This is a genomic window from Flavobacterium algoriphilum (assembly GCF_048158655.1).
Taxonomy (GTDB): domain Bacteria; phylum Bacteroidota; class Bacteroidia; order Flavobacteriales; family Flavobacteriaceae; genus Flavobacterium; species Flavobacterium algoriphilum.
In genome coordinates, this window is the sequence record NZ_JBLNKY010000008.1 from 89,992 (window position 1) to 103,633 (window position 13,642).

The following is a 13,642-nucleotide window of genomic DNA, read 5'->3' on the forward strand; positions in this document are numbered from 1 at the left end:
AATAAAGTTATTTTAAGTTTGTTACTTATAACTAAAACATTTTAAATCATGAGATTACTAAAGAAAATACCTTTTTTTGCCTTTGTATTGTTGTTTGTTAATTTTTTAAATGCTCAAGAGAAAGCAAGCCCGCCAGCTGTTGCAACAGGAAAAATTAATGGAGCTACCATTAGTATTAATTATAGCAGTCCGTCAGTTAAAGGAAGACAAATCTGGGGTGGGTTAGTTCCATTTAATGAAGTTTGGCGTGCTGGCGCAAATGAAGCAACCACTTTTGAAACAGATAAAGAGCTTACTATTGAGGGATCAAAATTACCAGCAGGGAAATATTCCTTTTTTGTTTTGCCAAATGAAAAAGAATGTGTTATCATTTTTAATAAAGCTGCGAAACAATGGGGAGCTTATAAATATAATGATAAAGAGGATCAGCTAAGAGTTACGGTAAAACAAAAAGCAACAGTTGCAACGACTGAAAAATTAGTATACTCAATAAATAAAGACAATATTATTTTAAGTTGGGGAAATTGGAACATACCATTTTCAGTTAAATAATTTTTTAGAAGATTATAATATAAAGAGCATTACTGAAAGGTAATGCTTTTTATATTTAGAGGAATTATTAAAAATTACTATTTTACATAATATAAATTATAGTTCAATAAAATATATGAAAAGTAGGGTTATTTCTCTTTAATTTAAAAACGCCTTTAGTTTTCTTATTGATCAGTCATAATGCATTATATAAGTTATTAATGTAGTTTGATTCAGTACTTAATTATTTACCTTTGCAAAAAAATAAAAAAATTAAATTTTCATGATTGCAACCGAAATGACGAAAACAAAATATATCAAATTAATATTAATTTTAGGTTCATTAACAGCACTGGGCCCATTTTCTATTGATATGTATTTGCCCGGTTTTGCTGGAATTGCTAAAGACTTAAATACTTCAGTAGCTAATGTTTCCATGACATTATCGAGTTATTTCATTGGAATTTCTGCAGGACAATTACTTTACGGACCTTTATTAGATCGTTTCGGTCGAAAAAAACCGCTTTTTATAGGATTACTAGTGTATATTTTAGCTTCATTAGGCTGTGTTTTTGTAACGGATATTGATACTTTTATAGGTTTACGATTTATTCAGGCTGTTGGTAGTTGCGCTGCAACTGTCGCATCGGTTTCGATGGTTCGGGATTTATTTCCTGTGAAAGATATTCCTAAAGTATTCTCTTTATTGATGCTGGTTGTAGGGCTTTCGCCAATGTTAGCGCCTACAGTTGGTGGTTATATCACAGAAGATTATGGGTGGCATACCGTTTTTTTAATATTAATGTGTATGGGTGTTTTGATTCTTTTGGCAGCTCAAATGGGTTTACCAAATACTTTTAAGCCTGACACTTCTCTTTCATTAAAACCAAAACCCATAATTACAAATTTCATCAGTATTGTAAAAGAACCCCAGTTTTACACCTATGCTTTTACGGGAGCTATCGCTTTCTCAGGTTTGTTTACGTATGTTGCCGCTTCCCCTATTTTATTTATGGATATTTTCAAAGTGGATGCTAAAACCTACGGATGGATATTTGCTTTTATGTCGTTAAGTTTTATAGGTGCCAGCCAGCTTAATTCATTATTATTAAGGAAATTCACAAGTGAGAAAATGATTTATGGTGCATTGATTACACAATCCATTATTAGTATTTTATTTCTTGTTTTTGTAATGAATGATCTTTTAGGATTATATGAAACTATCGCTATGCTATTCTTATTCTTAGGTTGTTTAGGGATCTCAAATCCAAATACTGCAGGACTTACGCTTGCTCCTTTCTCAAGAAATGCGGGAAGCGCTTCGGCTTTAATGGGGGCTATTCAGTTAGGGCTGGGGGCTTTGGCTTCTTTTGCAGTTGGTGTTTTTGTAAAAGATTCTATAGTGCCTATGGTTGTGATTATGACCTTTACAACAATTTTGGCATTAATCATTTTGGTTTTTGGAAAACGAACCATAAAAAAAACTATTGCAACTTCTCATAATGAAGGAATTGCAATAGTTCATTAATAGGGTTTAATTTATTCTTGTTTTTCTAATTTTACTTTTTTATCAGGTCTGATAATCATACGTAAAGATTGATCTTTTGCAAAATAAGCAATCATCCAATTGAAGAATGTTTTTATCCTATTGCGATACGTTATCAACGAAATGAGGTGAATAAATAACCAAATTATCCAAGCAAAAAATCCATTGAAATGCATTTTGGGTTTAGGTAAATCAACTACTGCCTTGTTCTTTCCAATGATAGCCATTGATCCTTTATCATTATATTTAAATGGTTTTAATGCCTTGGTCTGGTTCATTAACTTAAAATTTTTTGCCAAATTTAGTCCTTGTTGAATGGCAACTTGTGCTACTTGCGGATGTCCATTAGGAAAATGGGGATCTGTAAGTTGAATACAAGTATCGCCTATTGCAAAGATATTTTCTGTACCATTAACTTTATTGAAAGCATCCGTAGCCATTCTTTTTCCGCGACCATAACTTTCAGCTGGAATTCCTTCGAAAACTTTTGCTGTAACTCCTGCAGCCCAAATTAAATTTTTGGTTTGAATTGTTTCCCCATTTCCAAAATATACGGTATCATCAATATAATCCACCACTGTAGTATTTAATTTTACTACAACGCCTAATTTGGTTAGTGCTTCGAGTGTATCATCCTGAGAAGCTTTACTCATTGGAGATAATACCGCATTGGCACCGTCAACTAGATAGATATTACTTGCCGTAGTACTTAATTCAGGGTATTCTTTCAGCAAAATATTTTTACGCATCTCTGCAAACATTCCCGAAACTTCAACACCTGTAGGGCCACCGCCGGCAACAACAATAGTTAAGAGTTTTCTGCGTTCACGAATGTCTTTGCAAATGGCTGCTTTTTCTAAATTTTTCAACAAAGTATTACGCATCACAATGGCATCATTCAGCGTTTTCATAGGAATAGCATTTTTCTTTACGTTTTCCATTCCAAAATAGCTGGTTTCAGCACCAGTAGCAAAAACCAAGTAATCGTATTTTAATTCGCCGTTGTTGAGAATAATTTTATTTTCTGAAGGGTTTACTTTTAATAAGTTTCCCAAACGAAATTGTAGATTTTTTTTACCTGAAAAAAATTTTCGGAAAGGGTAACTGATACTGGAAGGCTCTAAAAAAGCAGTAGCAACCTGATATATAAGTGGTGGAAAGAAATTATAATTGTTTTTGTCAACGAGCGTTACATTAATTCCTTTTTCGTTTACTAATTCTTCAGCAAGATTCAACCCAGCAAATCCTCCTCCTATTATTATTATTTCCATATTGTATTTTTGTGCAAAATTAAAAAAAAAACATCCCTAAATATACTCTATTAAGGGATGTTATCAAAATACAATTATTAAAAAACTTTAAAAATTAGTTCTTTTTTAGTTTTTTGACCGGCTTTTCTAAAGGTTCGTTTTTGTTTTGAAGGATATAATTAGCCAATAATTTTTCAATTAATTCATCTTTAGTTAAATGATGAAAAACTGTTTTTATCTTTTCTTTTAAATCAGGGGTAACATCATGATTGGGCTTGGTTTTAAAGATTTGTTTTGCCCACAATAATGTGTTGTTTTCTTCGATGCTGGCAACCGTTGGTTTTTTAAATTCAATAAATTGTATTCCCAATTCTTTTTCGAAATCAGCAATCTCTACGACTTCTTCGGGTTGTAAAACCGTTAGAGATAGTCCCTTTGCCCCTGCCCTAGCCGTTCTTCCGCTACGGTGAACGTATACTTCATAAACATCAGGCAAATGATAATTAACTACATAAGAAATTTCCTTTACGTCAATTCCTCTTGCTGCTAAATCAGTAGCTACTAATATATTGATATGTCCTTCACGGAATTGCTCCATGATTCTGTCTCGTATTCCTTGCGATAAACTGCCATGTAATGCTCCAGATGAAAATCGATTGATGGCTAAGTTTTTAGCTAATTTATTGACAGCGGCTTTCGTTTTACAAAAAATAATTCCACGTTCCCCTTCTTTAGTATTCAAGAAATGCATCAAAACATCCAGTTTCTCAATTGGATCCACCACAATATATTCATGATCAATGCCTTGATTTCCTACTGTTTCCATATTAGCACTAACTTGTACTACGTTTTTGTTTAAGTAGTTTTGAATTAGTTGTTTTATGGTTCCCGGCATGGTTGCCGAGAATAAAAAAGTATTGTGATTTGTAGGTAATTCGGCGATGATTTCGTCTAAACCTTCTTTCAATATAGTAACCATTTCATCGGCTTCATCAAGCACGAGGAATTTGGTTTCTTTTAAGTTTATCGCTTTGCGCTGAATCAAATCTATTAAACGTCCAGGTGTTGCCACTACAATATGTGTAGGCAATGTAAGTCTTTCTATTTGTGGCTTGATTGGAATTCCTCCGCAAGTTGCTGCAATAGAAACTTCGGGTAGGAATTTAGCAAAAGATTCTAAATTTTTAAATATTTGTTGGCCCAATTCTCTTGTAGGTACAAGAATTACTGCTTGTATAACAGATAAATTGGTATCTATTAATTGTAAAATGGGTAATCCAAATGCCGCAGTTTTTCCAGTACCCGTTTTGGCAAGTCCAACCAAATCCGTTGTATTTGATAAAAGCAACGGAATAGTTTTTTGTTGAATTTCCGTTGGTACAGCAAATTTCAATTCATTTATGGCTTTTAATATTGGTGCTGAAATTCCTAAATCAGAGAATTGCTTTGGCATTTTTTTTGGATTTTATAATTTTATAAAAAAATTGTTGTGTAAACGTAATTTTTAGCCCCGATGGAAACGGCATCCTGTTGTGGCGGGGTTCGCCACGACAGATATAGTGTACAGCGGGATTAGCTCCTTGAAAAGAAAATATTAATCTTCGTCAGGTTCGTTCATGATTTTCTCACGATATTTTTTCCCAGTTAACAATACTAATTTTAATTTGTAATCGTCCACAAGCCACTCGCGGTAATTTTTACTACATTGACTCAAACATTTAGAATACCGTTTGATGCGACAATCGATATCATCATCTAACAGTTTTCCTAATGCTTTAGCTTCTTGCAAAGTCTCCGAATTATCAACACACATGGCGGCGTGCTGCTCCAACGATTTTTCCAGCACTTCTTTTGAACGCAAATTTTGTTTAATGATGAGTTTATGTTCTTCATCGACATCAAAAGTTACTAGTTGCGTTTTACTGAATTTAGCGCGTATTTCTGGTGGCATGCTGTATTTGAAATACAATTCAATCTCGGTATCATCCCTTAAATTTTCCAGGTAAAACTCCGGTGATTTAAAGATGTGTTGCCAGTTTACCGGTTCACTCCATAGTCCAAATCGTGCTGCATTATTTCCTAAATCGATAACATTAAAAATATCTTTATTAGGTAGTTTCCTTGAACCACGACCAATCATTTGATAATATAATGTCAATGATTTTGTTGCTCTATTTAGAATAATGGTTTCTACGGTAGGTTCATCAAAACCAGTTGTAAGAATCCCAACGGATGTTAAAATGGCATCAGGAGTATGTTTAAACCAATGTAGAATATCTTTTCTTTCTTCGTTATTACTGGTATTGTCCAAATGACGAATCGCATAACCGGCTTCTCTAAAAGTTTCATATACATATAAAGATGTATTGATACCATTATTGAAAATCAAGGTTTTCTTGCCTAAAGATTTCTCGGTATAGGCATGCAATAATTTTTCCTGCATGGCCATATTGGTGTATAAATCATCTGATGATTTAACGGTGTAATCACCATTGATACCTACTTTTAATGAAGTTAACCCAACATCATAACTATAGGTAATTGCTTTGGCCAAAAATCCATTTGCAATTAAAGAACTAATGGTGTCCCCTACAATTAATTCATCGTAGCTTTCATGCATTGGTAATTTAATATTAGAACTTAAAGGCGTTGCGGTAACTCCTAATATAAAGGCATTTTTGAATGAGCTTAATAATTTTCTAAACGAATTGTAATGTGCCTCATCGATGATTACCAATCCTACATTATCTAAATGTAATTTTTCGTCATTGATTCGGTTTTTCAAAGTTTCCACCATAGCAACAAAACAGGAATAATCGTTTTGATCTGGAAGTTCTTTTACTTTACTGTTGATGATTTTGTTTTTCACATCAAAACCCTTCAACATTTTTGAAGTTTGCTTACACAACTCAATTCGGTGGGTTAAAACAACCACTTTTTTATCATGTTGTGATAAATAACGACGCACGATTTCTGAAAACACTACAGTTTTTCCACCACCAGTAGGCAATTGGTATAACAAATGATGTTGTGGCGGAGCATTATCTATGCGTTCAAATATGGCGTCAATATCGCCTTTTTGATATGCATAAAGTTCTTTTTTGTCTTCGATTTCTATTTCTAAAGTGTTTTGGGACATTGCTTATTGTTGGATTTTTGCAAAAATACGCCTAAAAAACAGTTTAATTGTCAATTTTTAATTAAAAAAAAACGATTGATTAAATAAAATTGAATTATACAGCAAACTTAATACTCAAATCGCTCTATAATTGCATTGAATTCGGGTTCATTGTACCATTTTTGTGTTATGGTTTCGTTATGAACAGCTAAAATCCTTGTTTTGAAATCATTTAGGATTCCATTTGCTATCAAAAAGACAACGGCTTGTTCAAAAGAATTAAACATACTTTTGAAAAACAAGTCTTGTTTTATAATGTGTTCCGAGGAGAATGTTTGGGCAATTTCAATATTGTAAAGCATCACATCCCCAATTATAAAAGGATCCACTCCCAAAAGCACGAAATGCTTAATATATTTTTGGGCAACGGACCGTCTCATTTTTGGTTTGCTGCGTCTTCCTGCCTTTTTTAAAGGATAATATTCATTTGAAATTTTGAGTTTGCATTCCTGCAAAAGCGTTTCTTCTTTTGGATTGAAAACAAAATTATAATAGATTTTTACGGGACTAAATTTCTCGTACAATTCGATAATCTGTTCTTCGAGTTGTTCTTTATTAAGTTCGGCTAAATATTTTTTTAAATCGCGTTTGCTCATTATCAAAGTTTAAGAATACAAAAGTAAATTACTTTAGGAGTGAATACATCTTGAATCAATGATAATACTTAATTTTGACATAAATAAATAGGTAAATCAGTTTTTCAAAACCTATTTTTTTACTTTTATACTCTAATTTAATTTTTATGCTTAGATTTTTTAAGATTGTTGCCATTCTAGAAGGGGTTTCTTATTTGGTTTTATTTTCAAATATGCTTATAGTAAAACCTACAAATTTAGTTCTATACAAAACACTTTTATTTCCAATAGGAATGGCTCACGGAGTGTTGTTCATTACCTATATTTTATTGGCAATACTGTTAAAATTTAAAGAAAATTGGGATTATAAAAAATTTGGGATTATCGGTCTGGCATCAATAATTCCTTTTGGGACTTTTTACATGGAACAGAAATACTTGAAAAATGTATAAATTAATAGAAAAAATATTCACTTTTCTATATCCTATATTACGGAAAATGGGATTTGGGAATAGTTTTTCAAGCTACCTAAGTTTGATTATAAATATTGCATTATTATGTGTAATAGCTTACGGTATATACATAGTATTCAGACTTATTTTAGTCACCTTAATGATCGTTGTTGCCAAGAAAACAAAAACTAAGTTTGATGATTTATTGGTAACTAACAAAACGGCAAAATACATTGCCCATTTAATTCCATTGCTATTTATTTACAAATCAGTTCCTATAATATTAGATCGTTTTGATTACTGGGAAGGTGTTTTTGGCAAATTGGTAGGAATCTATATTGTATTGCTAGTACTGTGGATTATACGAACTATTTTCAATGCATTACGGGACTATTTAAAACTAAAACCAAGGTACAGCGACAAACCCATCGATAGTTTTATTCAGGTTATTATGATTGTGCTTTGGATTGTTGGAATTACAGTTATAATTTCGAAACTATTTGATATAGATGAAAAAGAGCTATTGACCATTTTAGGAGCGGTTTCAGCGGTAATTATTTTGATTTTTAGAGATACCATTTTAGGATTTGTTTCGAGTGTTCAAGTATCTATAAATGATATGGTTCGTATTGGCGATTGGATTACAATGGATAAATTTGGAGCAGATGGAGATGTTATTGAAATTAATCTGGCTACTGTAAAAGTACGAAATTTCGACAATACTACAACCACTATTCCTACATACAGTTTAAGTTCTGATTCGTTTCAAAACTGGCGGGGCATGCTTAATTCTGATGGGCGACGTATAAAACGACACATTCTTATTAAAACAAGCAGCATTCGGTTTTTGGAAGAAGCAGACTTAAACCAATTAAAAAAAATTCAACTGATTTCAGATTATATTAATACTAGGAAATTAGAAATTGATACTTTTAATTCGAGTCATAAAATCGATAAATCATTGGCTATTAATGGTCGGAATTTGACTAATTTAGGTTTGTTTAGAAAATATATTACCCAATATCTTCATCATTATCCGGGATTAAATAAAGACATGATAATGCTTTGCCGTCAATTGCAATCTACTTCTCACGGTGTTCCTCTTGAAGTCTATGCTTTTTCGCATGACAAACGATTTGAAAACTATGAATATATAATGTCAGACATATTTGATCATATCATTGCATCCGTAAAATATTTCGAATTGGAAATTTTCGAATCCGGCTCTGAAAATGATTCGACTAATTAATAGTAATCTACAATCGATCCTTTACAAATTCAATTTCAGTTTTCCCGTGTGCTTTTGGTTTTCCATCAGCGCCCAAACTTACTATGTAGCATAGTCAATTGTGATAATTGCTTCTCTTGTCATTGTTTCTAGCCTCCCATTTTAGCATAAGCGAAGAATTTCCGAATTTGACAACATCAATACCAATTTCTATAATATCCCCTTGTTTTGCTGAACTTCTAAAATTGATTTCAGACATATGTTTAGTAACAATTCTTGTGTTTTCTAATTGGATAATGATGTATAAAGCTAATTCTTTATCAATCCAGACTAATAATCTACCTCCAAATAAGGTTCCTTTTGGGTTTAAATCTTACGGTTTTACCCATTTTCTAACGTGAAATCTCTTTGTTTTTCTTTATTTCTGTGAAAATAAACTTTTCTTATGGCTATTTTCTTTATTTTTAAAGAAAAAACCATGAACGAACGTGATACTTTTTTAATAGAATTCCGAGGACAAACAATAGGTTCCGTAACTACCCAATCTTCAACAGAGGAATCATTTCAAAATGAGGTGCTTAGGCCAATTTTGAAATTACAAAATGATTTATTTATTGCTTCATTCATAAATTATGTTGCAAAAAATAAAATTGATTTTAATGGCTACACCACCGAAAAAAAATTAACGGTTATAGAAAATGCAGTTCAAAAAGACATCAAATTTAGAAATGCTTTAAAAGGAATGATAATCGCGTTATTTACTGCCGATGAATACGATGAGTATATAAAAAATTCCTCCAATATCAACAAAAGAATGATGAGTATGCTTATTGAAAGATTAAAAAGCCAAGTCCAATTGCTTAATATCTAATCTGATTTATTTTTTGGAGTTCATTCAAAGTCATTATTTAGAAATAGTGATATGTTAAATCAACTTGATTTGTTGTCTATAATTTAAAAAAAAGACACTTATTGATCTAAATATTACAATTTAATTATGATTTGATAATCGCAATGTTTTTATAATAAATATTAGTTAAGTGAAATTATTTATGCTATTCCCTCGGATTTTTTTATTATAATTGTTAAAAATAAAGTTATGAAGGAAGAGTATATCAAATGGCATTCCCCTAATCTGGGCAGAGATATTGAAATGCTGGTTTTTGGACAGGCAGGATATCCTGTAATCTTATTCCCTACTTCTATGGGTAGTTTCCATGAAAATAAAGATATGGGGTTGATTGATTCCGCAAAATGGTATATTGAACAAGGTTTAATCCAAATATTTTGTCCAGACAGTATCGATAAAGACAGCTTTTACAATAAACAAATTCATCCAACTCATCGCATAGAAAATCATGTTAAATATGACAAAATGATTTGTCATGAAATCGTTGAAAAAGTAAAAAACAATACATCTTCCGGTAAAGTTGTTGTTGCTGGTTGCAGTTTTGGCGGGTATCATGCCGCTAATTTCGCCTTTCGTCATCCGGGTTATGTGAGTCATATATTTTCCATGAGTGGTGCTTTTAATATCAAGAGTTTTTTAGATGGTTTTCATAATGATGATGTGTTTTATAACAGTCCTGAAGATTATTTATACGGACTTAATAATGATGAATTGTGGAATATGGATATTGTTCTTGGAACCTCAAATTGGGATATTTGTTTTGATGCGAATCTAAAATTAAGTAAAGTTTTAAGTGACAGAAATATGCATCATTGGTTTGATATCCGTCAGGAGCGAAAACACGATTGGCCAGTTTGGCAAGAAATGTTTCCACATTATTTATCAAGAATTAAATTTTTTTAAAAGTACAAACGTAGCAAGATGAAAAAAATAGGAATTTTATTTGGAATGGAAGACACCTTTCCACAAGCATTTATAGATCGCGTCAATTCAAAAAACGAAAAAGAAATTATTGCCGAAGCAGTTGTTGTTGATAAAGTAATACAAAATCAAGACGGAGAATATGCTGTAATTATTGACCGAATTTCACAAGATGTTCCCTTTTACCGTGCTTATTTAAAAAATGCAGCCTTAACAGGAACAAATGTTATCAACAATCCTTTTTGGTGGAGCGCTGATGATAAGTTTTTCAATAACGCTTTGGCAGATACTCTGGGAGTTCCGCTTCCTAATACCGTTATACTTCCATCTGCAGAACATCCTACGGATACCACCGGAACATCATTCCGGAATCTTAAATACCCAATGGATTGGGAAGGGATTTTTGAATATATCGGATTTCCAGCGTATATGAAACCGTATGCCGGTGGCGGTTGGAAAAACGTATATCGATTGGAAAATAAAGAAGAGTTTTGGGAGAAACATCAGGAAACGGGACAATTAGTGATGATGTTGCAAGAAGAAATTGTCTTTACAGAATATTTCAGAGTGTATTGTTTGGGCTGCAAAGCGGTTCGAATTATGCAATATGAACCTAGAAATCCACATCATTTGCGTTATGTAATTGATGGACCACCGGTTGATAAAAAATTATTAGCCACTATAAAAGAGTACACTTTACGCCTTTGCAAAGGATTGGGATATGACTTTAATACCGTAGAATTTGCAGTACGTGATGGAATACCTTATGCGATTGATTTTGGAAATCCAGCCCCTGATGCTGAATTAACTTCGGTAGGTGCCGAAAATTTTGAATGGGTAGTTGAAGAAGCTGCAAAAATGGCTATCGCTGCCGCAAAAAAACAAAAACCAGGTAAAATAAATCTTACTTGGGGAACTTTTATTAAAGACGCCGTAGCTGTAAAATAAAAAGTATAGATAAACGGAATTTCCTAGCCCCGATTACAGTGAAAATCCTTTCTATTCCTGATTTTTTTCAGGAATAGAAAGATTGAAACGAAAAGCGGGAAATAGCTCCTAAAAAAAAAATAATGAAAAAATTACCAGTTTTCACACTTGGTGTAGAAGAAGAATATCAAATTATAGATCCGGTAACAAGGGATTTACGTTCACACTTGTCTAAAATTGTGGATGGCGCCAAAGTAATTTTGAATGAACAGGTAAAGGCTGAAATGCATCAATCGGTTGTGGAAGTAGGTACTAATATTTGTAATAGCGTCACTGATGCCAAAAACGAAATTAGATTTTTGCGATCCAAAATTGTTGAATTAGCCGATAAACAAGATTTGATTGTGGGCGGTGCCGGGACGCATCCTTTTTCGAAATGGCAAGATCAGCCTATTACCGATGACCCTCGTTATCATGACATTGTAAATGAATTGCAAGATGCGGCACGTTCCAATTTAATTTTCGGGATGCATTGTCATGTGGGTATTGAAAATCGGGAAATTGGCTTACAACTGATGAATCAGGCGACTTATTTCTTGCCTCATATTTTTGCGCTGTCTACGAATTCTCCTTTTTGGGAAGGAAGACAAACGGGCTATAAATCCTTTAGAACAAAAGTTTTTGATAAATTCCCAAGAACTGGATTACCGGAATATTTTGATTCGGTAGGATCGTATGAAAATTATTTAGAGACTTTGGTAAAGACGAATTGTATTGATAATCCAAAGAAAATTTGGTGGGATTTACGTTTACACCCGTTTTATAATACGATTGAATTTAGAATTTGTGACATGTGCTTAACCGTTGATGAAACGATTTGTATTGTTGCAATTATTCAAGGAATTGTAGCGAAACTCTACAAATTGAATATGAATAATACCAGTTTTAATATTTATCGATTGGCATTGATTAAAGAAAATAAATTTCGTGCGGCCCGATATGGGATTGATAATAATATGATTGATTTTGGCTTGCAAAAAGAAGTGGAAACCAAGATGCTTATTCTGGAATTACTTGATTTTATTGATGATGTAGTTGATGAATTAGGAAGTCGTGAGGATATAAATTATGTGCATGAAATTTTAAAAAATGGAACTGGAGCAGATAAACAATTAGTTGTTTTTGAAGAAACTGGTGACCTTTGCAGAGTTGTTGACTTTATAACTGGTGAATTCACCAAGGGATTGTAAAATATAAATTACATTTGCACATTGTTTTTTAAAATAGTTTATGTATAATAAAATTATAAAAATAGCCATTTTAGATATGTATAACGGTGAACCTAATCAAGGTATGCGTTGTATTATTGATGTGGTTAGCAGATTTAGTCCAGTTGTAAGTTTCGAAATATTTGATGTTAGGATAAAATGTGAATTCCCAGATATTGATAAATTTGATATTTATATTTCAACGGGAGGACCCGGAAATCCATTAATTGGAGATGGGAAGTGGGATGTGAAATATTATAAATTAATTGATTCATTGAACAAATGGAATAATGAAAATGATATTAAAAAGCATGTGTTATTTATTTGTCACTCTTTTCAAATGGCATGTTTGCATTTTGGATTAGCCACAGTTACCAAAAGAAGCGATACTTCTTTTGGCGTTATGACCATTCATAAAACCAAAGAAGGGCTTGTTGATCCACTTTTTCAAGGATTAGCTGATCCCTTCTATGCTATTGATTCTAGAGATTATCAGGTTGTACAGCCCAAGTTAAGTATTTTTACAAAAAAAGGGGCTAAAATTATTTCTTTAGAAAAAATCAGAGACTATGTGCAATATGAACGTGCGATTATGGCAGTTCGTTTTACTGACTATTTTGTAGGCACTCAATTTCACCCAGAAGCGGATCCAATTAGCTTTTTATCTCATTTGAGAAATAAAGATGCAAAAGAAAAAATCAGAGCCATGAAAGGAAAAAGAAAGTTTAGAAATATGCTCGAAGATTTGCTTGACGATGATAAAATTTATAGAACTAATGAAACTTTGATTCCAAATTTCCTTCGAATAGCTATTAATGATTTGATGAAAACAAAGAAAATGCTTTCTAATTAATAC

Annotated in this window: 13 protein-coding genes and 1 pseudogene; 9 read left to right on the forward strand and 5 right to left on the reverse strand. The window is 32.4% G+C overall.

Annotated features, from left to right (window positions below; genetic code table 11):
- The first annotated feature begins 48 nt into the window (after nt 1-48).
- On the forward strand, nt 49-552 hold the full coding sequence (locus tag ACM55G_RS13495) for a DUF2911 domain-containing protein (protein WP_416844462.1): 504 nt from the start codon (nt 49-51) through the stop codon (nt 550-552).
- Nucleotides 553-829: 277 nt separating this feature from the next.
- Nucleotides 830-2,059 carry a multidrug effflux MFS transporter gene (locus tag ACM55G_RS13500; protein WP_416844557.1) on the forward strand — a complete coding sequence of 410 codons (1,230 nt, stop codon included), beginning with the start codon at nt 830-832 and terminating at the stop codon, nt 2,057-2,059.
- Nucleotides 2,060-2,070: 11 nt separating this feature from the next.
- On the opposite strand, the gene ACM55G_RS13505 is transcribed toward ACM55G_RS13500, so the two are convergent.
- The 4 genes from ACM55G_RS13505 to ACM55G_RS13520 all read right to left on the reverse strand — a co-directional run bounded on the left by ACM55G_RS13505 (nt 2,071) and on the right by ACM55G_RS13520 (nt 7,101).
- A complete protein-coding gene (locus tag ACM55G_RS13505) occupies nt 2,071-3,348 on the reverse strand; it encodes an NAD(P)/FAD-dependent oxidoreductase (RefSeq protein WP_416844463.1) in 1,278 nt (425 codons plus the stop codon).
- 94 nt (nt 3,349-3,442) lie between these two features.
- On the reverse strand, nt 3,443-4,780 hold the full coding sequence (locus ACM55G_RS13510; protein ID WP_416844464.1) for a DEAD/DEAH box helicase: 1,338 nt from the start codon (nt 4,778-4,780) through the stop codon (nt 3,443-3,445).
- A gap of 141 nt (nt 4,781-4,921) precedes the next feature.
- Nucleotides 4,922-6,466 (reverse strand): DEAD/DEAH box helicase, encoded by a 1,545-nt coding sequence (locus ACM55G_RS13515; RefSeq protein ID WP_416844465.1) that lies wholly within the window; start codon nt 6,464-6,466, stop codon nt 4,922-4,924.
- 107 nt (nt 6,467-6,573) lie between these two features.
- Nucleotides 6,574-7,101, reverse strand: coding sequence for a DUF6155 family protein (locus ACM55G_RS13520; RefSeq protein WP_416844466.1), 528 nt, complete (start codon nt 7,099-7,101; stop codon nt 6,574-6,576).
- 146 nt (nt 7,102-7,247) lie between these two features.
- Between ACM55G_RS13520 and ACM55G_RS13525 the strand changes: the two genes are divergently transcribed.
- Together ACM55G_RS13525 and ACM55G_RS13530 are read left to right on the forward strand one after the other, a co-directional pair.
- Nucleotides 7,248-7,532: a DUF3817 domain-containing protein gene (locus tag ACM55G_RS13525; protein ID WP_416844467.1), complete on the forward strand. Its 285-nt coding sequence runs from the start codon at nt 7,248-7,250 to the stop codon at nt 7,530-7,532.
- Nucleotides 7,525-8,781, forward strand: a complete 1,257-nt coding sequence (locus ACM55G_RS13530) for a mechanosensitive ion channel family protein (protein WP_416844468.1) — start codon at nt 7,525-7,527, stop codon at nt 8,779-8,781. The genes ACM55G_RS13525 and ACM55G_RS13530 overlap by 8 nt, the downstream gene beginning before the upstream one ends.
- A 7-nt stretch (nt 8,782-8,788) precedes the next feature.
- On the opposite strand, the pseudogene ACM55G_RS13535 reads toward ACM55G_RS13530, so the two are convergent.
- Nucleotides 8,789-9,166: pseudogene (locus ACM55G_RS13535) on the reverse strand (acyl-CoA thioesterase); the annotation flags it as partial.
- Nucleotides 9,167-9,238: 72 nt separating this feature from the next.
- On the opposite strand from ACM55G_RS13535, the gene ACM55G_RS13540 reads away from it, so the two are divergent.
- The 5 genes from ACM55G_RS13540 to ACM55G_RS13560 all read left to right on the forward strand — a co-directional run bounded on the left by ACM55G_RS13540 (nt 9,239) and on the right by ACM55G_RS13560 (nt 13,639).
- Nucleotides 9,239-9,631 (forward strand): glyoxalase, encoded by a 393-nt coding sequence (locus ACM55G_RS13540; RefSeq protein ID WP_416844558.1) that lies wholly within the window; start codon nt 9,239-9,241, stop codon nt 9,629-9,631.
- 228 nt (nt 9,632-9,859) lie between these two features.
- On the forward strand, nt 9,860-10,573 hold the full coding sequence (locus ACM55G_RS13545; protein WP_416844469.1) for an esterase family protein: 714 nt from the start codon (nt 9,860-9,862) through the stop codon (nt 10,571-10,573).
- A gap of 18 nt (nt 10,574-10,591) precedes the next feature.
- The gene (locus tag ACM55G_RS13550; protein WP_416844470.1) at nt 10,592-11,539 is read left to right on the forward strand and encodes an ATP-grasp domain-containing protein; all 948 of its coding nucleotides are present in this window, start codon (nt 10,592-10,594) and stop codon (nt 11,537-11,539) included.
- A 122-nt stretch (nt 11,540-11,661) separates the two neighbouring features.
- The gene (locus tag ACM55G_RS13555; RefSeq protein WP_416844471.1) at nt 11,662-12,768 is read left to right on the forward strand and encodes a carboxylate-amine ligase; all 1,107 of its coding nucleotides are present in this window, start codon (nt 11,662-11,664) and stop codon (nt 12,766-12,768) included.
- A 40-nt stretch (nt 12,769-12,808) separates the two neighbouring features.
- Nucleotides 12,809-13,639 (forward strand): type 1 glutamine amidotransferase, encoded by an 831-nt coding sequence (locus tag ACM55G_RS13560; protein ID WP_416844472.1) that lies wholly within the window; start codon nt 12,809-12,811, stop codon nt 13,637-13,639.
- The last annotated feature ends 3 nt before the right edge of the window (nt 13,640-13,642 follow it).